This is a genomic window from Shewanella litoralis, assembly GCF_009828585.1.
Taxonomy (GTDB): Bacteria; Pseudomonadota; Gammaproteobacteria; order Enterobacterales; family Shewanellaceae; genus Shewanella; species Shewanella litoralis.
This window is the reverse complement of sequence record NZ_WSRZ01000032.1, coordinates 1-25,793: the sequence shown is the minus strand read 5'-3', so window position 1 is coordinate 25,793 and position 25,793 is coordinate 1. Positions and strand designations below refer to the sequence as shown.

The 25,793-nt window shown below is 42.6% G+C and carries 20 protein-coding genes and 1 tRNA gene; 12 read left to right on the top strand and 9 right to left on the bottom strand.

Features of this window, described 5'->3' with window-relative positions; all coding sequences use genetic code 11:
- Positions 1-351: 351 nt before the first annotated feature.
- From GQA99_RS18725 to GQA99_RS18715, 3 genes are all read left to right on the top strand, one after another.
- Positions 352-1,131: a hypothetical protein gene (locus GQA99_RS18725; protein WP_160056515.1), complete on the top strand. Its 780-nt coding sequence runs from the start codon at positions 352-354 to the stop codon at positions 1,129-1,131.
- 197 nt (positions 1,132-1,328) lie between these two features.
- The gene (locus tag GQA99_RS18720; protein ID WP_160056513.1) at positions 1,329-1,736 is read left to right on the top strand and encodes a LexA family protein; all 408 of its coding nucleotides are present in this window, start codon (positions 1,329-1,331) and stop codon (positions 1,734-1,736) included.
- Positions 1,724-2,980 (top strand): Y-family DNA polymerase, encoded by a 1,257-nt coding sequence (locus GQA99_RS18715; RefSeq protein ID WP_160056511.1) that lies wholly within the window; start codon positions 1,724-1,726, stop codon positions 2,978-2,980. The genes GQA99_RS18720 and GQA99_RS18715 overlap by 13 nt, the downstream gene beginning before the upstream one ends.
- A gap of 69 nt (positions 2,981-3,049) precedes the next feature.
- Here GQA99_RS18715 and topA read toward each other — a convergent pair whose 3' ends face one another.
- The gene (gene topA, locus GQA99_RS18710; protein WP_160056509.1) at positions 3,050-5,689 is read right to left on the bottom strand and encodes a type I DNA topoisomerase; all 2,640 of its coding nucleotides are present in this window, start codon (positions 5,687-5,689) and stop codon (positions 3,050-3,052) included.
- Between the two features lie 382 nt (positions 5,690-6,071).
- Here topA and astB point away from each other — a divergent pair, with 382 nt between their 5' ends.
- Positions 6,072-7,406, top strand: coding sequence for an N-succinylarginine dihydrolase (gene astB / locus GQA99_RS18705; RefSeq protein WP_160056507.1), 1,335 nt, complete (start codon positions 6,072-6,074; stop codon positions 7,404-7,406).
- 181 nt (positions 7,407-7,587) lie between these two features.
- Here the strand turns inward: astB and GQA99_RS18700 are convergent, their stop codons facing one another.
- On the bottom strand, positions 7,588-10,047 hold the full coding sequence (locus GQA99_RS18700) for an Ig-like domain-containing protein (RefSeq protein WP_160056505.1): 2,460 nt from the start codon (positions 10,045-10,047) through the stop codon (positions 7,588-7,590).
- 225 nt (positions 10,048-10,272) lie between these two features.
- On the opposite strand from GQA99_RS18700, the gene GQA99_RS18695 reads away from it, so the two are divergent.
- Both GQA99_RS18695 and GQA99_RS18690 read left to right on the top strand, forming a co-directional pair.
- Positions 10,273-11,580, top strand: coding sequence for a dicarboxylate/amino acid:cation symporter (locus tag GQA99_RS18695; RefSeq protein ID WP_160056503.1), 1,308 nt, complete (start codon positions 10,273-10,275; stop codon positions 11,578-11,580).
- 115 nt (positions 11,581-11,695) lie between these two features.
- On the top strand, positions 11,696-12,373 hold the full coding sequence (locus GQA99_RS18690; RefSeq protein ID WP_160056501.1) for a LysE family translocator: 678 nt from the start codon (positions 11,696-11,698) through the stop codon (positions 12,371-12,373).
- Positions 12,374-12,384: 11 nt separating this feature from the next.
- Here the strand turns inward: GQA99_RS18690 and GQA99_RS18685 are convergent, their stop codons facing one another.
- Genes GQA99_RS18685 through GQA99_RS18675 form a run of 3 tightly spaced genes read right to left on the bottom strand, consistent with a single transcriptional unit; the run spans position 12,385 to position 15,429 of the window.
- On the bottom strand, positions 12,385-13,902 hold the full coding sequence (locus tag GQA99_RS18685) for a PhnE/PtxC family ABC transporter permease (RefSeq protein WP_160056545.1): 1,518 nt from the start codon (positions 13,900-13,902) through the stop codon (positions 12,385-12,387).
- Between the two features lie 10 nt (positions 13,903-13,912).
- Positions 13,913-14,590, bottom strand: coding sequence for an ATP-binding cassette domain-containing protein (locus GQA99_RS18680; RefSeq protein ID WP_160056499.1), 678 nt, complete (start codon positions 14,588-14,590; stop codon positions 13,913-13,915).
- Positions 14,590-15,429, bottom strand: a complete 840-nt coding sequence (locus GQA99_RS18675) for a putative selenate ABC transporter substrate-binding protein (protein WP_439144430.1) — start codon at positions 15,427-15,429, stop codon at positions 14,590-14,592. Before GQA99_RS18675 ends, GQA99_RS18680 begins: the two co-directional genes overlap by 1 nt.
- 192 nt (positions 15,430-15,621) lie before the next feature.
- Between GQA99_RS18675 and GQA99_RS18670 the strand changes: the two genes are divergently transcribed.
- Positions 15,622-16,296: a response regulator gene (locus GQA99_RS18670; RefSeq protein WP_160056495.1), complete on the top strand. Its 675-nt coding sequence runs from the start codon at positions 15,622-15,624 to the stop codon at positions 16,294-16,296.
- The gene (locus GQA99_RS18665) at positions 16,287-17,633 is read left to right on the top strand and encodes an ATP-binding protein (protein ID WP_160056493.1); all 1,347 of its coding nucleotides are present in this window, start codon (positions 16,287-16,289) and stop codon (positions 17,631-17,633) included. Before GQA99_RS18670 ends, GQA99_RS18665 begins: the two co-directional genes overlap by 10 nt.
- 64 nt (positions 17,634-17,697) lie before the next feature.
- Here the strand turns inward: GQA99_RS18665 and GQA99_RS18660 are convergent, their stop codons facing one another.
- A complete protein-coding gene (locus GQA99_RS18660) occupies positions 17,698-18,393 on the bottom strand; it encodes a 2OG-Fe(II) oxygenase (protein WP_160056491.1) in 696 nt (231 codons plus the stop codon).
- Between the two features lie 115 nt (positions 18,394-18,508).
- On the opposite strand from GQA99_RS18660, the gene GQA99_RS18655 reads away from it, so the two are divergent.
- Positions 18,509-19,756, top strand: a complete 1,248-nt coding sequence (locus tag GQA99_RS18655; protein ID WP_160056489.1) for a cyclic di-GMP phosphodiesterase — start codon at positions 18,509-18,511, stop codon at positions 19,754-19,756.
- A gap of 369 nt (positions 19,757-20,125) precedes the next feature.
- Here the strand turns inward: GQA99_RS18655 and corA are convergent, their stop codons facing one another.
- Entirely contained in the window at positions 20,126-21,073 is a 948-nt protein-coding gene (corA, locus tag GQA99_RS18650) for a magnesium/cobalt transporter CorA (protein ID WP_160056487.1), read from the bottom strand.
- A gap of 212 nt (positions 21,074-21,285) precedes the next feature.
- On the bottom strand, positions 21,286-22,314 hold the full coding sequence (gene yejK, locus GQA99_RS18645) for a nucleoid-associated protein YejK (protein WP_160056485.1): 1,029 nt from the start codon (positions 22,312-22,314) through the stop codon (positions 21,286-21,288).
- 183 nt (positions 22,315-22,497) lie between these two features.
- Between yejK and GQA99_RS18640 the strand changes: the two genes are divergently transcribed.
- The 3 genes from GQA99_RS18640 to GQA99_RS18630 all read left to right on the top strand — a co-directional run bounded on the left by GQA99_RS18640 (position 22,498) and on the right by GQA99_RS18630 (position 25,027).
- Positions 22,498-22,710, top strand: a complete 213-nt coding sequence (locus GQA99_RS18640) for a YejL family protein (RefSeq protein ID WP_160056483.1) — start codon at positions 22,498-22,500, stop codon at positions 22,708-22,710.
- 84 nt (positions 22,711-22,794) lie between these two features.
- Positions 22,795-24,585: a DUF3413 domain-containing protein gene (locus tag GQA99_RS18635; protein ID WP_160056481.1), complete on the top strand. Its 1,791-nt coding sequence runs from the start codon at positions 22,795-22,797 to the stop codon at positions 24,583-24,585.
- 365 nt (positions 24,586-24,950) lie between these two features.
- Positions 24,951-25,027, top strand: a tRNA-Pro gene (locus GQA99_RS18630).
- Positions 25,028-25,475: 448 nt separating this feature from the next.
- On the opposite strand, the gene GQA99_RS18625 is transcribed toward GQA99_RS18630, so the two are convergent.
- Positions 25,476-25,793: transposase (locus GQA99_RS18625; RefSeq protein ID WP_229785956.1), on the bottom strand; the 318-nt coding region annotated here is incomplete at its 5' end.

The window sequence follows — 25,793 nt, the reverse complement described above, 5'->3', positions numbered from 1 at the left end:
ATTACGCGAATAAGAATAAAGCCAATTAGCGTCCCACCAAAGATGAACCATTGTTCAACTATGACAAAACGTTATACTAAGTGTGAAATGTAATACAAATAGTAATAACGAGCAAGAAAAAAAAATGACAATGCGTGCTTATTAGCTGCCGGTTAATGATTTGTTTGTTCTGTTTAAGAATTTCTCCACAAAACGACTTATTATTCAACGACAGCCGTAATGACATACGCTAAGATATAAGGTACTTTTGATGAAATTTACTAATATATTTATCTGTTCATCAAAATCACTTTTTAGCCATCACTATTGGCTTTTTTACCTTTGTGATATGCAAGATAAAATGGAACCTTTATGTCCTTAATTTTGGTCTTAATTCTTATCGGCGCCCTGCTATTACTGATTATCGGTTTTAGCATCGTCCAACAACAAAAAGAGCGTGCAGAAGCTGAACGCCGTATTGAAGTATCGCGCCAACGTGCCATTATTGACGAAACCGATGCAGTATTATCTAACACAGGTATGGCTCCCTGCTCTAGCCACATCATGCTCGTGTTATACCGCCGTATTCAAGATGCATTAGAGCAATCAGTACCCCATTCTTCTGGTCAATTAAAATCTGACTATGAACGTCGCCTTGGTGATATTAAAGCGCAAATAACCACAGTATCCAACTCTCCAAGTCAAGTACCCGCTATTGAAAACTTTCGCTTACCAGACAATGACAGACAGGTCTTAGAGTTAGTTAAAACCCTTAAAAAACTCAAAGCCATTTTGCGAGCTGAGCACAATAAAGGCAAAGTTGACCCTACTGTATTTGCTGAAGAAGAAATGCGTATCGATAATTTACAGTTACGCATCAATGTTGAGTCAATGATTAGCCGTGCCCGTGCGGCCTGCTTTATGAAACAATATGGCTCGAGCAAACAAATGGTGACAAAAGCATTAAATACCTTACACACTATTAAAGCCCAAACGCCCAATGATCCATTTATTGCGCGTAAAGTCGATGAAGCAAAGCAATTGCTCGATGAAATTATGGGCGCACAACGTACCAGCGAACCGAGTACACCGAAGCCGAAAAAAGAAGGCGACGATATTGATATGCTGTTCCAACCTAAAAAGAAATGGTAATGCAGCCCATTTCCAACAGTTAATCATCTAATTAGCCTCGTAAAGAGGCTTTTTTGTGCCTTTCTTTTAACGCTCATTAGCCAATTTGCTAGCACTGAGTATCACACTCTTTTGCAATGAACATTTGATCATTTCAATTTCACTGCTAAAATACTGTTTATTTATACAGCATTGTTATGTGATGACTTGGTGCGAATATGAAAGTGATCCCAATCTACATTGCCGGCGGCATTAGCGGTTTTGAGTCACCCGCGGCAGAATACCAACAACGGCCATTAAGCCTAGATGAACTGTTAATTACTCATCCAAGTGCCACGTTTATCGGTAAAGTCCAGGGGGATTCGATGACCGGCATTGGTATTTTTGATGGCGATCTAGTAATTGTTGACCGCAGTTGTACCGTTAAAAATGGTCAGGTTATTGTGGCTAATTTTAATGGCGAATTCGTGTGTAAAATGATCGATCTCAAACGAAGACGATTACTATCCTCCAATGATGCTTATGCCGATGTGGTGATTAATCAATATGATGATTTTAGTATTGAAGGTACGGTTATCTATTCGATACGATGCCATGATGAGGCAATTAACTTATGTTCGCGTTAGTTGATGCCACCTCATACTATTGCAGTGCAGAACAGGTATTTAGACCTGAATGGCGTCATCGTCCGGTGATTGTATTATCCAATAACGATGGTTGCGTGGTAGCTGCAAATCGTCTCGCCATTGAATTAGGAGTGCCCAAATTTAAGCCTTACTTTCAAATTGCCAATCTTTGCCGCCAGCACCAGGTGGTTGTGTTATCAAGCAACTATGAGTTGTACGCTGACTTATCCGCTAAGATGATGCAAGTGATTGGCCGTTTTGCCCCAGAGCAACATATTTACTCGATTGATGAATCTTTTCTCTCTTTTAAGCATTGCCAGCAAGCCATTCCGTGCTTAGCCACTCACGCAAGACGCATTCGACAAACCGTTTGGCAATATACTCGGTTACCTGTTTGTGTCGGTATAGGATCAACACTGACACTTGCAAAAGTGGCCAACAAAGCAGCTAAATTATCCGCGTCATCGGGTGGGGTTTGTGTTATCGATAATGAAGTCGTACGCCAAGCAACATTAGCCTCGCTGCCTGTAAGCGATGTCTGGGGTATTGGCCGTAAAACAGCGGCCAAGTTGGCCTTAATGAATATTCATACCGCCTGGGAGCTCGCAAACACCTCGCCCACCATGATGCGTAAGCAATTTAGCATTGAAATAGAGCGCACCATTCGTGAACTCAATGGCATTGTGTGTAAGCAATGGGATGAAGCAAAGGCCGATAAACAACAAATATTCTCAACCCGCAGCGTCGGCGAGCGGATTACCGATATCGATAGCTTGCACCAGGCGTTATGCATGCATATCTCTATCGCCGCAGCCAAAGCCAGAAAACAACATTCTTTATGCAAGGTAATGATGTTATTCGCCCATAACTCACCTCACGATAGCTACCCGCAAAGTTTTAAAGTGAATGTTAACTTTACCTGTGCTACCCACTGCAGCGCCGAAATGACTCATGCCGCATCTTCAGTTATCCATCGGCTTTACCGCCCTGGTGTGCATTATTATAAAGTCGGCGTAGGACTACTCGACTTAGTCAATAGTCAACACCAGCAACTCGACTTATTTAATACCAGCAAAGCCAAGCCACAATTGATGCAGGTACTCGATAACATTAATCACCGCTATGGAAGCGACACCCTATTTTTAGGTGCACAAGGCGCACAACAAAAATGGGCAATGCATCGTGACTTTTTAACGCCCCAGTACACCACTGATTGGCGCCATATTCCGATTATTCGCTGTTAGTTAATTTATTAAATAAGGCCCATAAAAAAGCGCTACCCGAGGGTAACGCTTTTATAGTTGAAGTACAGATTACTTCTTAGCTTTTTTCTTCGTTGATTCGCTAACCCACTTACCATTAACGAATTTCGCAGACCAGCCAGTCGCTTTACCGTCAACTTCAGTAGCAACGTATTGCTCTTTAGTTTTGCGGCTAAATTTAACGGCGGCTTTGTTACCGTCGTCATCTTCAACAGGTGCATCGGCAAGATAGGCGTACTTAGGCCATAAAAGCTCACGGTAGGTCACAAGCTCTTCCACTAAAGGCGCTCGAGTTTCGCGTGATTTAGGGAAAGTACTCGCCGCTAAAAATATACCTGCTGCACCATCTCGTAATACAAAATGGGCATCTGACTTAGTACATTTTAATTCTGGTAAGAAAATAGGATCTTCTTTTGGTGGCGCAGCTTCACCACTACGTAACAACTTACGCGTGTTTTTACACTCACTGTTGGTACAACCAAAATACTTACCAAAACGACCGTTTTTAAGTTCCATGTCATTGCCACAACGATCGCATTCAATCAATGGACCTTCATAGCCTTTAATTTTGAACTGGCCCGCTTCAACCTCATAACCGTCACATGATGGGTTATTACCACAGACATGCAGCTTACGAGACTCATCAATGAGGTAACTGTCCATTGCCGTGCCACACTTACCACAACGATGTTTAGCGCGTAATGCTTCTGTTTCACCATCTTCATTATCACTAACCGCTTCTTCACCTGGGGTTAAGTTAAGCGTAGTTTTACAACGCTCTTTAGGCGGTAATGCATAACCAGAACAGCCTAAGAATACCCCGGTAGAACCGGTACGGATCCCCATTGGACGGCCACAAGTAGGACACTTAATGTCTTCTGTTAGCACCATCTCATTTGGGCGCATACCACCTTCATCAGGGTCTAACTCGGCCAACAATAACTGCTTGGTAAAATCACCGTAAAAACCGTCGAGCACCTTTTTCCAATCCAGCTTACCTTGAGCGACATCATCTAATGTTTGCTCCATGCTGGCGGTAAAGTCGTAGCTCATTAAATCTTTAAAGCTGTCAACTAAACGTTCGCTAACAATCTCGCCCATTTTCTCAGCGAAGAAGCGACGGTTATCCACTTTGACATAACCACGGTCTTGAATAGTTGAAATAATCGTTGCGTAAGTTGATGGTCGGCCAATGCCTCGCTTTTCCAACTCTTTAACTAACGATGCTTCACTGAAACGCGCTGGCGGCTTAGTAAAGTGCTGCTTTGGCAGTAATTGATCAAGAGTAAGCTTGTCACCCTTTTCAACTACCGGCAAGGTGTTGTCTTCCTCGTTTTTCTTACCCATTGGGGGTTGCACGCGAGTCCAACCATCAAAACGCAGCGTACGGCCACTGGCTTTTAATTCATAATCACCTGCGGTAACCGTTAATCGAGTCGCATCGTATTGTGCTGGTGTCATTTGACAGGCAACAAACTGGCGCCAAATAAGCTCATACAGGCGCTGAGCATCTCGTTCCATATCAGTCAATGATGCAGAGTGCACAGCAACGTTTGACGGTCTAATCGCTTCATGCGCCTCTTGTGCGCCTTCTTTACTGCCATAACGAATAGGATCGGCAGGCAAGTACTTAGCGCCAAACTCAGAACCAATCATTTCACGCACATTTTCAACGGCTTCTTGACTTAAGTTTGTTGAGTCAGTACGCATATAAGTAATATGCCCGGCTTCATACAAACGTTGCGCCATCATCATGGTTTTCTTCACACCAAAACTCAGACGAGTACTCGCCGCTTGTTGCAGTGTAGAGGTAATAAAAGGGGCTGAAGGTTTGCTTGAGGTTGCTTTGTCTTCACGAGCTGAAACGACAAAGGTTTCATTACGTAATGCATCGACTGCAACTTGAGCTTGTGCTTCATTAATCGGTTCAAATGCTGCAGATTGATATTTCATCACCTGCATTTTTAAACTTTGCGCTTTAGTGGTGTTTAAATCGGCATGAATATCCCAAAATTCTTCAGGAACAAACGCCTTAATCTCACCTTCTCGCTCAACCACTAAACGCATCGCTACCGACTGAACACGGCCAGCAGATAACCCGCGAGCAACCTTTTTCCATAATAAAGGTGACACCATAAAGCCAACTACGCGGTCTAAAAAGCGGCGCGCTTGTTGAGCATTAACCATATTGGTATCAAGTACCGATGGTTTGCTAAAAGCTTCTTGAATAGCGGTTTTGGTAATTTCGTTAAATACCACACGTTGATACCGCGAAGCGTCGCCACCAATAATTTCCTGCAAATGCCAGGCAATGGCTTCCCCTTCACGGTCCAAATCTGTTGCGAGATAGATGTGGTCAGCATTTTCAGCTAACGCTTTTAATTCTTTAACGACTTTTTCTTTGCCAGGCAAAATTTGATACTTGGCAGCCCAGTCTTTATCTGGATTGACGCCCATACGCGCCACAAGTGCTTGCTTGTCCCTGATTAGCTTGTATTTAGCTTTTTCTTCAGGCGACATTTTTCTGACTTCAGCTGCGGTTTTAGTTGCAGTTGTACCGTCAGAAGTAGACGAAGTCGGTAAGTCACGGATATGACCCACACTCGACTTCACGATGAAATCTTTACCAAGATATTTATTAATTGTCTTGGCTTTGGCCGGCGATTCGACAATAACTAGCGATTTACCCATAGTTTTATTTGCGCCAAAAAGTCTCAAAATATAGAAAATTGATTCCATATATAGAGGGTTGAGACAATAGTTTCAAGTTAATCCCTCTTTTATATAGGTTATTAAGTCATTTTTTAAACAATAATAAAAAATAGAAAAAATAATATGCGTTTTTTAAACGTAATTGTTCACTTAATGATACTTGCGAGCATCTTCAGTGCATTTTTAGTCATTTATGCGTGTTTGTGCAAAATTAACACACCTTGTTAAGCCTTATAGCTTCAGTATACTGACGTTAATTTAGCGTTAACTGACATGAGCAATCACGTTTCCTTTTTTATAAGTAACACAAAAAAGTGTAACTACAATAATAATTATTCACAAAAATTTTCAAGGATCACGAATGAAGCATTTTGAAGCAAACTTTGATGGGTTGGTTGGACCAACCCATAACTATGCTGGATTATCGTTTGGTAATGTCGCCTCATTAAGTAATGCGGCCCTCACTTCAAACCCAAAGGCAGCAGCCAAACAAGGTTTGCAAAAAGCCAAAGCGTTAGCCGATTTAGGTATGGTACAAGGCGTATTAGCCCCACAGGAGCGCCCAGATCTATACACACTACGTCGAATTGGTTTTTCTGGGTCAGATGCTGAAGTTTTACAAAAAGCCGCTCAACAGGCTCCTGCATTGCTTAATGCTTGTTGCAGCGCATCGAGTATGTGGACAGCTAACGCCGCAACGGTTTCACCCAGTGCCGACACTCGCGACGGAAAAGTGCATTTCACTCCTGCCAATTTAGTCGACAAATTACATCGCAGTATTGAGCCCATTACCACGGGCAATATTTTGCAAGCCACCTTTAATAACGATCGCCACTTTAAACATCATCAACATCTCCCAGAGCACACAAGCTTTGGTGACGAAGGCGCAGCAAATCATACGCGTTTATGTAGCGAATATGGACACGCTGGCGTTGAACTATTTGTTTATGGCCAAGAAGCCACTAATCCAAGTGCTGTAAAACCGACAAAATACCCAGCGCGCCAAACATTAGAAGCATCACAAGCGGTTGCGCGTTTGCACCAGCTTGAAGATGAAAGTTGTGTATTTATGCAGCAAAACCCTGATGTTATCGACCAGGGTGTATTCCACAATGACGTGATTTCTGTCGGTAACCAAAACGTGTTGTTTTATCATGAGCAAGCGTTTTTAAATACCGACACAAAATTTGATGAAATTCGTCGTAAAATGAACGCTGACATGCATTTTGTTAAAGTGGCAACCAGTCAGGTATCAATCGATGATGCGGTTCGTAGTTATTTGTTTAATACACAAATTATTACTTTACCCTCTGGCGAAATGGCGATTATTGCACCCACTAATTGTCAAGAAAACCCTGCAGTATTTGCTTACTTAAATGAACTTGTCACGCTAGGCACCCCCATTAAGCAAGTGCGCTATTACGATGTAAAACAAAGTATGCAAAACGGTGGTGGCCCAGCTTGTCTACGTTTACGCGTGGCAATGAACGAGCAAGAAGTTGCCGCGGTAAACCAAAACACCATAATGAATGACGCCTTGTTTACTCGCTTAAATACCTGGGTAGATAAACACTACCGCGACCAGCTCACCGTAAGCGATTTGGCAGACCCGCAATTGATTATTGAATCGCGCACCGCATTAGATGAGTTAACCCAAATCTTAAAGCTTGGCAGCGTATATCAGTTCCAACGATAACGTTTTCAGCAAAGCGACATTATCAAGACATTAAAAAGCCAGTCACTTTCGTCACTGGCTTTTTTATTGCCTAACGGTTTAGAAATAAGCCATCTAAGACAGGGCATGTTTATATTGATTGGTAATCAACAAAAAGGGCGCTCAATGCGCCCTTCTAAAAACAACAAATATTGGTTAACAATTAAAGAATCGTAACCCCTATCGATACTACCGGCGTGACTAAACCATTAGGTGATTCAACTTCCACAAGGAATACACCCGAGTTAGGTTCATCTTCACCTTTAATAGTGGCCGTAAATTGACGGCCACCATTGTAATTCGAGCTCGGCCATGTGTATTCACTTGTACTCACGACAGAACCTGCAGATGTTGTAAATCGTACAATAGAACCTGCTGGCATTTGCTGATTATGTAAATCAGAAATAGTGAACGTTGCCGTTGCAGAACCTTTACCGACGATCGTCATGCTGCTTTCACCAGAGTGAGTGCCAGTGCTATCGACAACAACGATACTGCTCGGTGCTGTTGCATATGCTTGGCTACCAGACATCACTAAAGTTAAGCTACGACGGACAAACAACGACTTAGAATCAGTTACACCATCAGCACAAGCACTGTGCACAGGATCTGAACAAAGCACCCCGTTGTACTTACTGTCTTTAGCGTCAAAAACACCGTTAGCATTAAAATCAATTAACTCTTCTAAAGTACCACCAGCTTGACCGCCTGTTTGCTGCGGATTAAAGAAACCGTCTTCGTTATAGTCATTATATGCATCAGTTAAATCAAATGACTGCCCAGTAACATCTGTGCCAGTAAGAAACTCTGACGCTTCTGATGCATCAAATCGACCATTACCATTAAGGTCTGGGAAAGACTCTTCACCAATGGCCGTCGCGGTAATCGTTGCACGACCACCATATTTTTGACCATAAATATTACCATAAAGGTCTAATGTAGCGTCGTAAGCTAGAGATGCATTAGGGTTACGATACATCTGCCCTGCGCCATTAAGAAGCGTTTCACCTTCTGGTCTTGGCAGTTGGCTGGTCCACAACACAGAACATGCACCATCTAGGGTTTGACAAGCGTCTTCAATAGAACCACCTTCAGTGGTAAATGAGACCGTGGTTCCATCTGGTACAGGGTTATTGAAGGCATCAGCCATACGAGCAGTAATTGTTACGGTAGTGCCATCAACATCCCACCCTTCAGCGTTTAACAACGTCGCAGCTAAAGAGAAACTGTCTTGATCTGGAATACCCGTAGATACGATTAATTGGCTTGATTGACTTGAAATAGCAGGTACAGCACCATTATCAACAGTAGCAGTCACTCGTAAAGACGTGGCGACAGTACCCGTGGTAACCACTGTTTGCACAATACCATCATTGTCAGTCGTTGCTTGTAATGGGTCAATTTTTACACCACCAGCACTGGTGTTGAGTGAAAATTTCACATTTTGATTAGCCACAACATTACTGTTTTTGTCTAATACTTTGAACTTAACGATTGAAGACTCTGTACCGCCAGTGCCTAAAATACTAATATTTTCAGGGACGGCAGAAACAAACACGATACTACCAACATCAGCCTGAAGCACATTAATAGTACCAACAGCAGATAAGCTTATTCCACCAGCGTTAGCCGTTACGTTAATTTGGTCTTCACCAACACAACCTTCAGCACGATAAGTTGACGTTGCAACGCCGTTACTTGAAGACACCGGCGAACTGATCACCGCTTGAGCTGGGCTTTTAGTTGCACAAGTAGATGAAAAATTAACATCGACAGGTTGAGTAAAAGGATTGCCTAAATCATCTTGAATAGACACGCTAACAGTTGCCGTGCCACCCGCAGATAAATCAGTAGTGCTAATAGAAGCCACACCCTCAACAAATGGAGTGCCACTGCCCATAACAACATTAGTTGCACCGACCACCACGATAGTAGAACCGCTTTCGTTACTCGATAAGGTTGCGGTTGCTTCACCAGCGCCTAAAGAACTACCAGCATAAATATCAACGGTCGCTTTACCCTGAGCATTAGTAACTGCAGTCTTAACCGGTAAATCACCAATTGGACTATCAAAAGTCACAATAGATGCTTTAGTAATACCGGTAACGGTTGCGGTTAATTTGCCTGGCGATAATGTACTAATAGACTGAATAGTATTACCCGCAGCATCAGTTAACACCAAAGAGACTTGCGCGCCACCACCGGCTGCACCACCATCGCCTGTCATAGTGACAAACAATGAAGCACTTTCACCAGATGTGGTCGTTGCGGTAACCGTTGCACCTGTATTGATTTCTGCTGTATTAAGCTGAATTGTCGCCACACCACTGGAGTTAGTGACGACTTCGCCTGTGCTTGGCGAAAATGAGCCATAAGTCTCGTTATTAAGCGTAAAAGTAACCAGAGTGCTTACCGCTTTACCCGATGAGTCTTTTACCGTTGCGGTAATGGTTGCCGGTTCAGCGACAGAAACTTGAGTGTTGTCGATAGCTAAGGTTATTATTGTTGTCGCTGTATCTGTACCATCTCCTGTCCCATCATCTGTAATACTTCCCCCACCACCACAAGCGAAGAGAAAAAATGAACATAAAAGTGCAAAATATACTTTATATGCTGACCTCATTGTCAGGCTCCCTGTTACATTAAGATTAAACTAAATAATTATTATAGTTACTTATAGATTAACAATACGCAAATATCTTGTAACTTTACCATAACTCTATTGTTTTCTGTGTCATTTATCCTCTAAAACTTTCACTTTTTGGCCATTTCCTAAAAGGGCGATTCCTGCTAGTCTTTAATGCATTCAAAAAAGATCTAAAAATATTATAATGAAAAGGAATACTCTGTGAGTAAACAAGGCAAGCTCGGACTCACGAGCAAAATTTTAATCGGTATGGGAATAGGCATTTTATTTGGCCTCGCATTACGAAACTTTTTCCCAGGTAGTGCGTTTATTCAAGAATACATCACCGATGGATTCTTACATGTGATTGGCACTATTTTTATTTCCAGCTTAAAAATGCTCGTCGTACCGCTAGTATTTATTTCACTTGTTTGTGGTACTTGTTCACTAAGCGACCCATCTAAGTTAGGACGTCTTGGTGGTAAAACCATTTCATTCTATTTATTTACTACAGCTATTGCGCTCACCATTGCCATTTTAGCCGCGGTGATTATCCATCCAGGCAATGCCAGTCTTGCAGGTAACGCATTAGAATACACAGCAAAAGATGCACCGAGTCTGTCTGAAGTCCTTATTAATATCGTACCCACCAACCCTATGCAAGCCATGAGTGAAGGCAATATGCTGCAGATCATTCTATTTGCAGTTATTTTTGGTTTTGCTATCTCACACATAGGTGAACGTGGTGCACGTGTCGCATCATTCTTTAATGACCTTAATGAAGTCATCATGCGTGTAGTCACGCTGATTATGCAGTTAGCGCCTTATGGTGTTTTTGCCTTAATGGCAACGCTGAGCTTAACGCTAGGCCTAGAGACCTTTGGCAGTGTGGTTAAATACTTCTTCTTAGTCGTCGCGGTATTATTTATCCAAGGCTTAGTAGTTTATCCCACATTATTAAAGCTGTTTTCAGGCTTAAGCCCACTGATGTTTTTACGTAAAATCCGTGACGTACAATTATTTGCATTCAGTACGGCCAGTTCAAACGCGACATTACCTGTCACGATTGAAACGGCAGAACACAGAATGGGCGTAGACAATAAAATCGCCTCATTTACCTTACCATTAGGTGCCACACTTAACATGGATGGCACTGCCATTATGCAGGGTGTTGCCACGGTATTTATTGCGCAAGTATTTGGCATTGAATTAAGCATTATGGATTATGCAACGGTTGTTGTTACCGCAACGTTAGCATCTATCGGTACAGCGGGTGTGCCTGGCGTGGGCTTAATTATGCTTGCAATGGTGCTTAACCAAGTCGGTTTACCGGTTGAAGGTATTGCGTTGATTATTGGTGTCGACAGAATGCTAGACATGATCCGCACAGCAGTAAACGTAACCGGAGATGCTGTCGCAACAGTGATTATTGCTAAATCTGAAGGTGAGTTTAACGAAGAAACCTTTAACAATTCACAAGCGGGTAAAGCAGCAAAAAGCTTTGAAGAGCAAGTGCTAAACAGTAAATAACAGACTTAGTCAGCTCGAATATAAAAAAGCGCTAATATAGCGCTTTTTTTGTATAACTAAGGCATTATCATTGGCTTATACCATAAAATAAAATCAATATCAGAGCACAATGAATATGGACATCACTTTATTAGCCAGTTTAGCGGTTATACATATAGTCGCATTAATGAGCCCAGGGCCGGACTTTGCCATCGTCGTAAAGATGGCTACGCAACAAACACGCTTAACCGCCGTTTATTGCGCCTTAGGGATCGCCGCTGCTATTTTGGTTCACACCCTATTGTCACTCTTGGGGATCAGCGTGATGATCCAGCAATCACCTGTAGCTTATATTGTGGTTCAACTTATTGGGAGTGGGTATTTGGCTTGGATGGGATTTGGCGCGCTAACATCAGCTTTCAAAGCACTTAAATTAAAACGTCAACCCGCTCAGGTAGTGACTTCACCGATTGACAATGTGGCACAAATGTCGTCATTTAAGGGGTTTAAAATTGGCTTGTATACCAATTTACTCAATCCCAAAGCATTAATCTTTTTTATTACGCTGTTTACGGTACTCATTACCCCACAAGTGAGTTTTGCCACTAAAACAGCCGCGGCAATAGTATTATTTAGTCTGTCTTTTATTTGGTTTGGCTTATTAGCATTAGTGTTATCTAAACCGCGTATTCAACAAAAACTACTCGCGGCCAATACCATTATTGATTTATTAGTGGGGATCATTTTTATTGCATTCGCGGTGACTATCGCGAGTAATATTGCCAGCAATATAATGAGTCAGTGGCTCGTTTGATAATCGCAGGGTTAACACGCTTGTAATTTGTCCCGCGGCGCTTGAAGCAGTCTGCGGGCAATGTAATCAACCAACACATTTAAACCTGCTGTGAACATCAATAACAATAACGCACCACTAAAACGAATTTCAGCAAAGTTACTGTCCACATAAAACCCTAATGTCATTACGCCTAACATGCCTAAAATAGCGGTTTCGCGAATAATGACCTCAAAGCGATAAAACAATAACCCCATAAAGTGTGGATAAATTGCAGGTAACACAACATAGCTATAGTGATCTAATCGTGGGCGATAAGTTAACGGCACAATAATATCATCCGACTGCCGAGCCATTAAAAAAACCATTAAGCCGCTATTGTGCAATGCTAGCGCAATGATTGCCGGTAGCATTGATGGGCCAAGTAACAACATAAACACAAACGCTAATAAGTATTCGGGCAATGAACGCAATATTAAATTCACCCCGCGCATTAGCATGATGACCCATTTGGGCATCATCAATGTCGTATTGAGCGGTAACATTATTAAGGTTAAGACATGGGTTAAGCCCAACGCGCAGCAAGCTAAAACTAACGTAGCGATTATCCCCGGCCACACTTGGTCGCGCACTAACTCATAAGCCCATTCACAGACAGCAATAAATGTGTCTGCAGCAAACCAGGTAGTGAGCGTTTGCCCTTGGAGCATCGGCGGTAAAATATCTATCGAGATAAAGCGCCAAATCAATTGCGGTTGAAGCACGGGTAACTCAGGTAAAAAATATACGGCTAACGGTAAGTAAACCCATAGCATCGCGGGCTTCGCCCAAAAACGAATAGTGCCTATCAAGGCGATAAACAAGATCAACAGCGCCCCGCCCTGCTGGTAGTGGCCTTGACGAAACGCAGACTCTAAATAAAACCCTAGCGTCGGCATACCAATAAACCCTAATACTGCACTGCTTCGAAGCGCACATTCAAAGCGATAACGAATATATGCCACAATTTGCGGATACATATGCATCCAGCGGCCATAAATCAGTGCAGACAACCTGTCCGTACCTTTAGGCATAGCAAACACGGTTTGCATGGGAGCTTGTTGTAAAATATCGGCAAACACGCGAGCAAATGTGGCGGCATATGGCAGGCCAATAGCTAAAATACCGGTAAGCGGTGATAACCCAAAAACTTGTAAAAAAATCAGCGCCCAAAAAATTTCATGAATAGCCCGAATAAAGGCGCACATAGCCGCAATCAAAGGGTGTTGATAGGCTAGCGCTAATGGAAATCCGAGCAATAGCCCCAGGTAAATTCCTAATAACGCAAAGCTGATGGTTTGCCACACGGCCTCTAATAAATATTCGGTTGCGCCAAAATCAGGTGTGATAAACCCCGTAAACATCCGCCCAAGTTCAGCCCAGGGCTCTAATGCAATCACTTCTGTGTCGGCAAAAAACCAACACACAAGCACCAGTAGAAATAACCCTAAGGTGATTTTTTGCCAGTGGCCAATAAAAGGGAAAAAACGTGTCGAAGCGGTATTTACCATTTTGTTAGGGTTAATTTGCACGATGAGGCGATTCATCGGCCACAACATAATGCTGAGACAAATAGGCCAGAGTGAGTTGCTTAGCGTTAGCATCTAGCGCCACTTTGCCTGCACTAATCACAATAATGCGATCAAAATGCGCCAACGCCAGCTCAGCATCGTGCAAAACACAAATAACACTTTGATGTGATTGTTTCACTAAATTGAGCAACCTCACACCCATAAGTGGATCTAACGCCGAAAAAGGCTCGTCACCCATAAATACTGGTTGTTGCTGAAACAACGCACGAGCAAGCGCGACACGTTGGCGTTGACCGCCAGAGAGCTCGCTGACTTTTTTTTGCAGTGGCATATTCAATTCAAGCTGTTGGCAAATAACGCTAATTTGTTGCTGTGGTTGTGTAAACGGTAGCAACAAATTAACCATATTATACCAACGAGAATGACGTGCTAATCCGCCGATAAACACATTATGAAAAATAGACAGATTGTCGACTAAACCTTGTGCCTGTGAACACAAACACGTTTGCTCAGCCAGTTGTTGATACAGATGATGTAACAAGGTCGTTTTACCGACACCCGACGGCCCCAAAATCGCAACATGCTCATTGGCATTGAGTGCCAAGTTGATGTTGGGCAAAATAATTTTTTGCCCATAGCCTAAATCGGTATCAACAACGGTCAGCATTAATCTAACATTCCAATCGCTTTCGCCACACGTTCAATAGGCTCGTAATCACTGTTACTCGCTGGTACAAATGATTCGCGTGGAAAGCTGTCTAATAAATCTTTATCTTTCATGTCGATTAAGGTTTTGGTTAGCTTGTCTTTAAAGCCTGCACCATAAACAGTGTCTACACCAGAATGCACTGTCCATTGGTAATCTGGATAAGTCGGACTTTGCCAGATCACGCTGACTTTTGACGTGTCAACTTCGCCTTTTTCAACTGCGGTGTCCCACACTTTGTAATTTACCGCGCCCACTTGATACACACCGGCCTCAACCTGGCTAATAGTACGGCTATGGTCGCCTGAAAAACCAATGCGCTTAAAGATTTTATCGACAGATTGACCCACATTACTTTCAATAAAATACTGTGGCATTAAACGCCCAGATGTTGAGTCTTTTGAGCCGAACGTAAAGGTATAATCATTTAATAGCGGAAAGCTATCGGTTGCAGCTAACTTCGTAGAATGATGCGCAATAATATAGCTTTTGAAAAATTGGTCTTCAAAACCCTGGGCAATGGCCTCTGAACCCGGTACTAAACGGCGGGCTTGTACACCAGATAAACCACCAAACCAGGCTAACTGAACTTGATTATTACGAAAGGCGGTGACTGCAGCAGAGTACGATTTTACTGGCACATATTTCACTTCAACGCCTAATTGCTCAGACAAATACACAGCAACTTTATCAAAGCGAGTGCGTAACTGGCTTTCATCTTCATCTGGAATAGCAGTAAACGTAAATGTTTCACTCACCGCAACGGTTGAAAACAAGCTTAAAACGCCTGCCAATATCATTCCTGTAAATTTCATCTTAATCCTTTGATTATCCATTAATGGCATCATTCTAACGTCCTACGACAACTTAACCTAGGGCCGCAAGCATAATAGTGCAGGATATTTATTACGGTTAATATTCAACCAAACAAATAGATAAGGTACTATCGATGAAATATAATTCTTTTCATATCACCTTCGTTAAGGATAAAAATGCGTATATTGGTCATAGAAGACGATCCGATTTTATCGCATCACTTAACGGTGCAACTGAGCGATGCGGGTAATCAGGTACAAGTGGCCTTAACCGCCAAAGAAGGCTTTTATCAAGCAACGAATTACCCTATTGATGTGGCCATTATTGACCTAGGCCTGCCAGACCAAGACGATATCAGCCTCATAAAATCACTGCGTTCGGCTGATGTGAAAGCGCCGATCATCATTTTAACAGCACGCTTAACCTGGCAAGATAAAGTTGAAGGACTCAACGCTGGCGCCGACGATTACCTAGTCAAACCTTTCCAAAAAGAAGAGCTTATCGCCAGGCTAGATGCCATCGTACGTCGCAGTGGCGGTTTTGTTCGCTCCGTCATTACCAGTGGTCCATTACAATTAGATTTAGCCGCCAAACAAGTCAGCCTGCAACAAACACCACTAGACATCACCGCATTTGAATACCAACTACTGGAATATTTAATGCGCCATAGCCATGAAGTGGTGGCCAAACAGCGTCTGCTTGATGTGATTTATGCCGATAAAGAAGGCGACCCAAATACTATCGAAGTGATGATAAGCCGATTACGAAAAAAGCTCAGTCAAGGCGGGATAATCGACCCCATTATGACCATTCGCGGCCAAGGATATAAATTTAACCACCCATGCGACTAACTCTGCAGCCCAAAAAGCGTTTACTCACAAGGATGTTTGTCACCTCCTTGTGCATCATTGCCCTCGTCGGGTTTGGCTTAGCCTGGTTAATTAATTTACTCCACGCTCAAAATCGATATAACCAAACCACCAGCGAACTTATTGCTAAATTGCCCATTATCGCCGCTGAATTTCGCGAAAATAATTTAGTACCGATAACCCAGGCGCGTGAAGGTGATGACATTGATATTCAATACATTATGGCAACTTGTAATGCGGGTTATGACACGTTATGGCGTTCAGAATACGCCACTGATTTACACCTAAGCCAAATATGCGAACAATACCTGACCATTAAAGACGACTTGCCGCCGTTTTATCTTAATTTTAACCAAAATCAAAGCTACTTTGCTTACCTGCTGAGCATTGATGTCGACGCGCAAATGTACCATTTATTGATTTTACAAGATGCCGGCGAGCTTAAAGCCGAACTGAGCAAGTTTAATCGACTCACCTATTTTAGGCTCGCCATAATATTACTTGTCGCGTTGTTATTACTGATCAGCGCAGCCTATTGGAGCATGCGCCCCTTAGCGCAATTAAAACTTGAGTTGATTGAGCTTCAACGTGGACGCAAACAGCGGTTATCTCACGATTATCCAGAGGAATTGCAAGGGATCACTACCGCACTTAATCAATTAATCACGCAAGCAGATGATCGCCAAACGCGTTATCAAAATGCGATGAATGACCTTGCTCACAGCCTTAAAACGCGTCTAGCCGCAAGCATCGCTATTATTGACGACAGCACCTTAGAGAGACAGCAACAAAACAAACACATCCTTGAGCAAATTAATGACATGGACCACCTTGTTCAATACCAGCTCAAGCGCGCTATGCTTGGCCAGCAAGGGTTGCATTTTCAACACACCGAGCTGCTACCCATTGTTGAATCGCTCGCGCAAATGCTCACTAAACTGTACCAACAAAAACACATTTCATTGAGCCACAATATCAGTGAAAATCTTGCGTTGCCGTTAAGCAAAGGCGATGTAATGGAGTTGCTAGGTAATTTAATGGAAAACGCGTGTAGGCTGTGCATAAACCAAGTCAGCGTGAACGCTCACATAAAAGATGGCAACACTATATGCCTAAGCGTAGTAGATGACGGCCCCGGAGTGGATGAGGCCATAAAACAAAAAATTATACAACGAGGTATACGCGCCGACACGCAATCACCCGGCCAGGGCATTAGGCTTGCCGTTTGCCATGAGTTGGTCAATAGCTATGGCGGCACGCTCACCATTAATACCAGCTCGTTGGGCGGCGCGGCATTTATTATTGAGTTTCCGCTCTAGTTGACACGATCTAGGCAACACGATCCAGTCAATACGCGTTAATCCCACGGCTGAGTCTAAAACGTTAGCTCAGTGGCGCGTATAACTGCTCGGCACGATTAAACATGGCCCAAGACGTTGCAATATATTTATCGTTGCTAATGGGCACATTACCACGATGGCTGTGCGTAAAACCGGCAGGCGCTATCACCATGGTGCCTTTTTTAGGGCTGATTTTACGCTGCTGGTAATAAAACTCTGTCTCTCCGCCCTCTTCAACATCGTTTAAATAAAACATGTATAACACCACACGGTGCAAGGCTTCATTATGGCCATTTTGCGGAAACTGCTCCGAATGCCAATGTGGATATCCCCCAAGGCCTTTTTGATAATGTTGAATATTGATTGTGCCACTGCGATACAAATACTTGGTTAAGGTGCTTGCTCTGGGCTTGCCTAAAGTATCAAAATTGTTAGGCGTTAATGTTTGAGCTTGCCCTTGATCATCGGTCACTTGCACCGACACCGCACCCATTAATGCTAATGAGTATTGGGTAAAATAATCCGTCATCTGCGTAAACGTTACAGCTAAAAGCTCATTTTTTAAGTCAGCTAAATCGTCAAAAGCATCTAACATTAAATCACGGCTACGCTTTTTTTCGTTATCCACGCCAAAACCAGTTTGGCCCGGGCCGACATTAGGGTGCGCATTAAATGCAGCGATTAAGCGGTCACACAAATCATCGCTAATCACATTGGGATATACTTCAATAAAATCCATAGGGGGTAACTATTATTTGTCCATTTATAGTATTATGCTGCCACGCCAACAAAGGCCCTGTAAAGCATAAAGGCAAACATAGCGAGTTGTTCTATAACGTCACCATGACAACATTATGAAAAAAAACCAAAAAGTCGCTGTAGAACAACTTGAAGTGGGTACTTTTATCCGTCTGCCTATTTCGTGGAAAGATCACCCATTCTTGTTTAGCAGTTTTAAAATCAAAAATAGTGCCCAAATTGAGCTAATCAAAGGATTAGGACTCAAGGATGTGTTTTTTGACCCTGAAAAAAGCGACATAGAACCGGTAACATCGGCCGATGTGCAACAACCGCCTTCAGAAGAAGAACTCACTGCACTAAAAGAGCAAATGCTTAGCGACAAAACAGCCAAAATAGATGAACAAAAAAAGCTCAAACGTGATTTAAAGAAAACCGAACAACAGTTTGAACGTTCAGTCGCCATGATGCGCTCGATGGTGTCAAAAGTGAGCAGCCGCCCACTCAATGCCGTGAGTGAGGCCAAAGATTTAATTAGCAACATGACCAATATGTTGCTCAACTCAGACAACCTTGCATTGCATTTAATGGGCGATGCCAAAAACGATGAACATATTTACCACCACTCTCTCAACGTTGCCATGCTATGCATGTTAATGGCTAAAGAGCTTGGCTGGAGCCGCGAAGAAGTTGAAACCATCGGCCTTGGTGCGCTATTTCACGACATTGGCAAGCTCAAAGTGCCCAGTACAATTCTTAATAAACGTGTCCCGCTGTCTGCCCCTGAAGAAAACTTTATCAAACAGCACCCGTTAATGAGCATTAACTTTTTAAAGTTAGCCGACAGTTTCCCAGAAGAAGCCAAACCATTAATTGCAAATCATCACGAATTTCTAGACGGTAGCGGTTTTCCACAAGGGCTTAAAGCTGACAATCTTGATAAACTGTCGCAACTTATTGCGGTAGTCAATGAATACGACAACTTATGTAATGGCACGGGCCAGATTAAGGGTAAACCGCCGAGTGTGGCACTAGGCATGCTGTACAAAAACTACAATGAAAAACTTAATTCAGAATACGTGAGTAAACTCATTAAAATGCTGGGTATTTATCCACCAGGAAGCATTGTTGAGTTATCGAGCGGCCAATTTGCCATGGTGATGTCGGTTAACCTACAGCAACTATTATTTCCTAATATTGTGGTGTATGACCAACTGGTGCCTAAAGACCAGGCACCAATCATTAGCTTAGAAAATCACAATATCACCATAGTACGTAGCTTACCGGCAGCGGGACTGCCTAAGATAATTCATGCCTATCTTAACCCAAGAGATAAAATCAGTTTTGGTATCGGAACAAATTAAACTCGCCTTAATAAGCAGTATTAATCAAAAAGCCACTTGTTTTAGGAAGTGGCTTTTTGTTACACGCTATTGACGGATAAAAATGAAGCTTTCACAAGGTTAATACCATTGCGCATTAATAAGTGACCACTCAGAATGCGTCCAGCGGTTTTGATTAAGGCGTCGCTATGTAGTCATGGTTGTTCCCTTTCAAATAGCGAGAACGTAAAGCAAAAGCGGCTGGGGCATTCCTTTCAGGCGAGTTTTAAAAGGGCTTACACTGCGTTGCATGACTTCGAAAGAGAATAACTATTCATTCAGTCATACGCCTTGTTTAAGCCCTTTTAAATTCTCGCTGAGAGAGCATTTACTAACGCGCAATGGTATAAATTACAACCAGCCTTTGCGTTTAAAGAAAAAATAAGTCCCTGCCGCACTGGCTAGCATTAATGCGACGGCCATTGGGTAGCCAAAGCGCCAATCCAGTTCGGGCATAATATGAAAGTTCATCCCATAGCTGCTCGCAATCAAGGTTGGCGGTAAAAACACCACCGCCGATACCGAAAATATCTTAATAATCTTGTTTTGCTGCAATCCACTAAAGCCCATTGCCGCATCAAGTAAAAACTGTAACTTATCGAAAATAAACTGACTGTGAGGCATTAATGATTCAATGTCTGACAACATTTCACGAATCGATTTTAAGTTCTCATCAGACAAACTTTCACGGTAATAACGTTGCATGTAGCGTAACGAACGCTGAGTATCGAGCAAACTTAAGCGAATTTTACCGTTAGAGTCTTCTTGCAGGGTAATGAGTTTAAACACGTCATCAAGCTCGTCGTCGTTAAACACTTGCTCGCCGACATTTTCAAGTACGCTATACACGTCTTCGATTAAATCTGATAAGTAATCTACTTTTAAATTAAATAGCTCTAATAACAAGCCTTGCGGCGTGGTGATGTCTAAACGGCCTAAACGCAAATAGTTACGCAATAAACGGATTAAACCGACATCTTCTTCACGAATGGTCAGTAAAAACGCTTTACGTAAGTTAAACGATACGTTTACTGCGCGCACATCAGAACTGACGCGTTGTGGGAATAACGAGTTAATGTGTAAGCCGTCTTGGTTTTGGTAAAAACGTGCCGAGGCCTCAATTTCTTTAATATCTTCTTCGTCGGGCACTTCTTCAGCAGAAAACGAACTCAACCAATCACGTTCTTTATCATCGGGTTTTAATAAATCTAACCATAATGTCGACTCAGGTACCTGGTCACCGACTTTTAATTCTGTGGTGACCAGTTGTCTATTTTGATAGGCGTATGCAGTGATCATCGCTCCCCCAAAGTTGGTTACACCATTAAAGGCATAACAAACAAAAATGCTCAAAAATTGGCGCTAGTTTACTCAACTAAAGCGTAATGAAAAGCAAAAAACGGATCCTCGTTGAATAATCGTACCAGTTGATACAAAAAAATGATGATTCAATATAAAAAAGCGCCCTCATTGGACGCTAATTTAACGATATAAATAACCCTACTTGATGATTACTCGCCTTTCAAACGTCGGTCTAACTGATCTTTTAAGTTAGCGGGCACACCTTTAATTAAAATGGTGTCAGATACGGGGTCGTAAATCACACGTTCGCCTAAATGTCCGCCGTCAAAACTTAACGTTACACCGCCGCCAGTGCCCGAAAACTTTTTCAAACTGCGTAAACTGGCTTTATCTGCCGGAAACTCTTCATCAAGCTCATAACTGCCGCCACAGGCAAAATCATAAAATGAATCCATACCGGAGTCGGCTAATTCATCAGCCAAGTCTTTAACTTCAATCACTTCACCCGCATCTGCTCGCTCAGAGCAATACTCAAACACTTTATTACGGCACTCTTGACGCTCATCTTTAGTCAGCTCGCTGCCCGCGACAAAATCTTCAACCGCATGAATTAACGTTTTGTTTTGCGCTTTGGTGTTTACCCCTTCAACGCAGCCCATAAAGTCTAAAAAGAAGTCGGCTACTTTACGACCAGCACGACCACGAATAAACGAAATATACTTACGCGAGCTTTTATCTGCTTGCCACTCGGTTAAATCGATGCGCGCCGCTAACTGAATATTGCTTAAATCTAAATGATTGTTTTGCGACAATTCCATATCATCTAAAACTGTCATTGATGATTTAGCACTTAGCAATGCCACAAACAAATAGTCGCTCGTCATGCTGGTGTAGCAAGACATCAACAAAAAGCCGCCCTGACTAAAATCGTACTTGGCTAACTCTTGTTGCAATAACTGACTTGCTTGACCACTAAACTCAACAAAGCCTAAGTCGCCGTTGCGGTAACCGGTTAACGCATTCGCAAATTCATCGTTGGCTTCGCCATCATCACCGTGAGTGCCAAAAAAACCAAAGCCCTTACCCGCTTTACCTGAGTAAGTCTGGTGTAATTCTTCTAACATGGTTTCAACAGCGTTGGTATTCAACAACGGTTGCGGACGTAAACGACAGCGCATTTGTCCCTGACCGTCTTGAGAAATTTCGTGAATAATTGCTTGCTCAATACTAATCGCCATAAGCCTTGTTAACCCTAGTCTGTCGCAGATGATAATTTAAAAAAGAATGATATCAGACCCACAGTATAAATCGAACAAGGGTTTGCGATATTCCTTAACCAGGTCGAATAAAACTTGAGGCGATTAATGGCTAAATCCGTTATTATGTGCAGCTAATTCATTCTTTATCGAAGTTTTCTGACTATGGCAATTCAATCTAAATACACCAACACCCAAGTTGAAGCACTTATCAGCGAGCTGCTTGCTACCCTTGCTAAGCACCAAGCGCCTACCGATTTAAGCCTAATGGTATTAGGTAACTGTGTAACCCATTTACTTGACAAAAAAGTGCCCAATGAGTCACGTCAAAAAGTGGCAGAGCAATTTGCCAAAGCGTTAACACAGTCGGTTAAGTAATCGACAAAATAAAATTTATCACTAGGGCTAACAATCAGTTACACTGAAATAGTCTGTGATGATAACGTAGGAATACGAGTTAAGATGATCGAGCGCAAAAAGCAGCAAATGACACGAGATAACGTGTCGCGTTTAGTTAATTGGGGTCACTGGTTTGCCTTTTTTAATGGCATATTAGCGATGCTAATTGGCGCTCGATATATTGGCAGTGTGGGCTACCCAGAAACCTTTATCGGTTGGGCCTACCTTACCATCAGTACCATTGGCCATTTTACTTTTTTGGCCTTTATTGGTTACTTACTGTTTATTTTCCCGATTACCTTACTGCTACCTTATTCTAAAATTTTACGCGGTTTTGCCGCGTTTATTGCGTCACTCGGACTCTATGCTTTACTGTATGACACAGTCATTTATGACGACTACGGGATACATTTAAGTCCATTTGCATTCGACCTAGCCTGGCAAGACCTCAATGCATTACTCCACAGTACTTCTTATATTATTACGCCCATCGTCATTGTGCTAATTGAGTTAACAGCTGCAAACTTTTTGTGGAAACGCATCGATAAAATACAGAAAAAACAGTGGGGTAACCGCGTTGTGCTTTTTGTCGGTGCTTGCTTTGTCAGTAGCCACTTGTTCCACATTTGGGCCGACGCCACCAGCATGACAGAAGTCACTCGTTTCGACGACGCCTATCCTGTGTCATACCCAGCAACAGCACGCTCGTTTATGGAAAGCCACGGTATCGACAGCAACATGCAAACGTCCCAATCGCGCAGTGAAAAATCGCGTAAACTCAGCTACCCAATAAACCCAATGCAGTGCAGCGCCGACACTCAACAAAACGTCTTATTGATAAGTATCGACAGTCTGCGTGCTGATATGGTCGATAACGATACCATGCCGTTTTTAAGCCAGTACCGTAATAAAAATCAACGCTTTATGAAGCATTTCAGTGGTGGAACCGATTTCGACACCAGCATGTTTACATTAATGTATGGCTTACAGGGTAATTACAGCGATCGTAAAGAGTTTACTGTCACTAGCCCAATGCTAACCAATATCTTAACTGAGCAAGGCTATCAGCAAGCTTTTTTTGCGCCGACGGTAAGTATCGACATCAACAACAGCGCCATGTTTAAAGGGATGCAAATACATACCAGCGAAGGTGCTAACGGCAGTGCCGATGCAGACATTAATACCATCAATGCTGTTGCCGCGTGGCAGGCAAGCCAAAAGCAACCCTGGTTTGCCTTAGTTAACCTCACAGCGCCAAAAGACTACGACACGCCTATCGGTTTTTTAGGGGTACAAACCATTAAACCAAAAATGGAGTTAAAACCAGCGCAAAAGGTGTTATTTAATCAATATCGTCAATCGCTTAACTTTATAGACCAGCAACTGTCTAACTTACTGAATAATGTTAGCGACGACACAGTGGTGATCATTACCGGTACTTATGGTCAAGTGTTTACCAGTAACAGCAGCGACGCGCGCAACGACTTATCGCCTGGGAATGTGAATGTGCCACTCATTATTCATTGGCCAGACACCTATGGCAATAAAGTCAATTACCGCACTAGCCACTACGGTATTGCTCCAACCATACTCAGCCATGTTTTAGGTTGTACCAACCCTAGCACCGACTATAGTGCTGGTCGCAGCCTATTAGAGCCCAACAGTGAAACCTGGGTGTACATCGGCGACAGCCGCCGCTTTGCGATTTATCAAAAATCTGAAATCACTGTTCTTGACCGCTTCGGTAAATACCGTATTTATGATGTTAACTACGATAAGCGCTTAGATAAAAAAATGAGCGCACCAGAGCTAATCCAAGTCATGCGAGAAGGCCGTAGACTCTATAATCAATAATACCGTTGCGGCTAATTGTGTTTGATTAGCCGCACTCTTATCTGTTGATTCATTGAGCTGCCAACTTACGATAAAACCATTTTTCAAATACAGTAACGCCCCCTACAAGACATCACTTTCGTAACAGCACTTTAGTAATATACTGCCGCCGCAGACGAATGGTTGGCAATGGATCAATAGTCTGACCGTTGGTAGTTGGAAGTTGAATAAGAGAATAGTTGGAAGTTGAGTAGTTTATAGCCAATCGGCAATTAGCATATAACTAACTGCTTGCGCTCATTAATTACTGTTGATAAAGTGCATAACCACTTAGTTACCCCAGTTGTTAACACTCACTAAGTGCTGATGTATACATCAAAAAATTTCGGTATGTAGCGCAGCCCGGTAGCGCACTGTCATGGGGTGTCAGGGGTCGGAGGTTCGAATCCTCTCATACCGACCAAATTAAAATTCAATGTCGATTTTTTATCGAGATTGAATAAAACAAACCCCGTATCAGCTTTGCTGATACGGGGTTTGTTTTTTACGTATAGGTCAATCACGTCCTTGTTTATCCGGCGGGCGTACCTGTCCAATCGCCAATTCATCGACATTTAAAGCCTAGCAAGATTGAGGTTTCTGTTGATGTCAATTGAGCCGCTAAAAAATCATGTTCACTTATCAGCTGATGATAGCCAATATCAATAAAATACCGATAAGAACAATGTGCGTAATACATCAACGCCATAAGAGTTCAATATGATACAAAGCACATACATTGACGATATCATACATTCAGATCGCGTCCATCGCAGACAGTCAGTAATACCCCCTACCAGTTATACCATTGCACATTAATAATGTGACCACTCAGAATGCATCCAGCGGTTTTTGATTAACCTCAGATCTGGTTAAGCAAACACGATATTAGTGCTATCTAACAGCGCAAGTTCTTGAGCTGTTAGATTTAATGATGGCTTCTCGTCTTTTAAACAATATGCAATCAATCCACCAAGTAGATTAAGCATGAACCCATGCGCGCTGCGGTGTCTTGAGTGTTCTATATAGGAAATATTTTTCAATTGGTCATTTACTGTTTCAATGATGAATCGCTTTTTTAACATGGCTCTATCCCATAAAGAAATAAACTTTTTCTTCATGTTCTTACGAACGGTGGTGATTAATTCAACGCCCTTTTCCAAAAGCTCACCCGTTAGAGCTTGGCTAAT